Origin of the sequence: Bartonella sp. AA89HNZF (assembly GCF_042196905.1) — a bacterium.
Lineage (GTDB): Bacteria > Pseudomonadota > Alphaproteobacteria > Rhizobiales > Rhizobiaceae > Bartonella.
The window spans coordinates 1-1,513 of record NZ_JBHIRD010000068.1; the positions used below are offsets into that span (position 1 = coordinate 1).

Annotated in this window: 2 protein-coding genes; both read left to right on the plus strand. The window is 38.3% G+C overall.

Annotated elements, in window-relative coordinates; all coding sequences use genetic code 11:
• The first annotated feature begins 137 nt into the window (after nt 1–137).
• A complete protein-coding gene (locus ACFIN0_RS09685; RefSeq protein WP_375612307.1) occupies nt 138–668 on the plus strand; it encodes a helix-turn-helix domain-containing protein in 531 nt (176 codons plus the stop codon).
• Between the two features lie 80 nt (nt 669–748).
• The gene (locus ACFIN0_RS09690; RefSeq protein WP_375702448.1) at nt 749–1,267 is read left to right on the plus strand and encodes a helix-turn-helix domain-containing protein; all 519 of its coding nucleotides are present in this window, start codon (nt 749–751) and stop codon (nt 1,265–1,267) included.
• Nucleotides 1,268–1,513: the final 246 nt, after the last annotated feature.

The following is a 1,513-nucleotide window of genomic DNA, read 5'->3' on the forward strand; positions in this document are numbered from 1 at the left end:
TTCAAACGGATGCTCAAACCATCCGTTTTTTGTGGGGTTAATTGTAAAATATCTGCCCTCTATATCGGGCGGTAATAATAGGTATACAGCCTAAATAGGCTTTTGTAAATACCCAAATGTCATTTGGAGTGATTTTTTTGGCACGCCCTGAAAAAGAACCTACAACAGAACTGGCAAAACGATTGCGTGAAATACGACACACCCTTGGTTTTACAGAGCGCAAACAATTTGCTAAACATTTTGATATTCCCGAAACGACTATGCGCAATTATGAAACGGGTTTACGAGAGCCTCCTGCATCTATACTGCGAATATATAAAGATCGCTGTGGAATATCCTTAGACTGGCTTGTCACTGGTGAAGGCGAAATGTTTACAGACATGGCAAAAGCGAAAGCAGCAGGTTTTAAAGCACCTACCATCCCTGCTGGTCTCATGAAAAAGCTTGGTCGCATAGCTTATACAACCTATCGCGATGCAAATATAAAACTCCCCCCTGAAGATATAGCGGAATTAGCGGCAGAGCTTTATAAAAAGTTACAAGAGCTTGTTCAAGACATCAACGACACGGAAGAAGTAGAGGCAACTTTCCCTCTTCTTAAAATTCATTTAAAGCGTCAAATAGAAGCTGAAAGAGTACATCTAGAAACTACACAAAATACGGCTTAATGCCTCTCTAAAATGAATGGGGGAATCTCTTTTTAAAATCCTGTAATTTAAGCTAACCTAAATATGAATAAGGAGCACTTTTGGCACGCCCCGAACTAGAACCTAAAACACCATTGGCAAAACGCCTACGTGAAATAAGACGAATCTACGGAAATGAAGAACGTAGTATCTTTGCGCAACGGCTTAATTTACAACGTGGCACCCTTGCCAATTATGAAATTGGAGCACACGAACCAACATGCTCAACAATTAACGCCTATTATACGGCCTATAACATTAATCCTCATTGGCTCGTTACGGGTGAAGGCGAAATGTTTACAGACATGGTAAAAGCGAAAACAGCTGGTTTTAAACCACAAACTATCCCTGCTGGTCTCATGAAAAAGCTTGGTCGCATAGCTTATACAACCTATCGCGATGCAAATATAAAGATCCCTCCTGAAGATATAGCGGAACTCGCGGCGGAACTTTGTATAAAGTTGCAAGAGCTTGTTCAAGACATCAACGACACGGAAGAAATCGAGCTTATTTTACCTCTTCTAAAATTGCATTTAAAGCGTCAAATAGAGGCTGAAAATGCACATCCAGAAACTACATAAGATACAGCTTAATGCCTCTCTAAAATGAAAAATGAAAGTGGAAATCTTTTTACATTAAAAAATTCATATAAATTATTGATAAAAAATACTTTTTACTCAATTTTTAGAGATTTCCACTTATATATGGAAATCTTTTTTGCTTTTTTGGTTATTTTTGGCTGATTTTGGAGTCAATTGAACTTTTGGATTGATTTTTTTCACAGGGTCTTCAAAGGCGGTTTTCTGGGCTTTCACAGACTTTTCAAA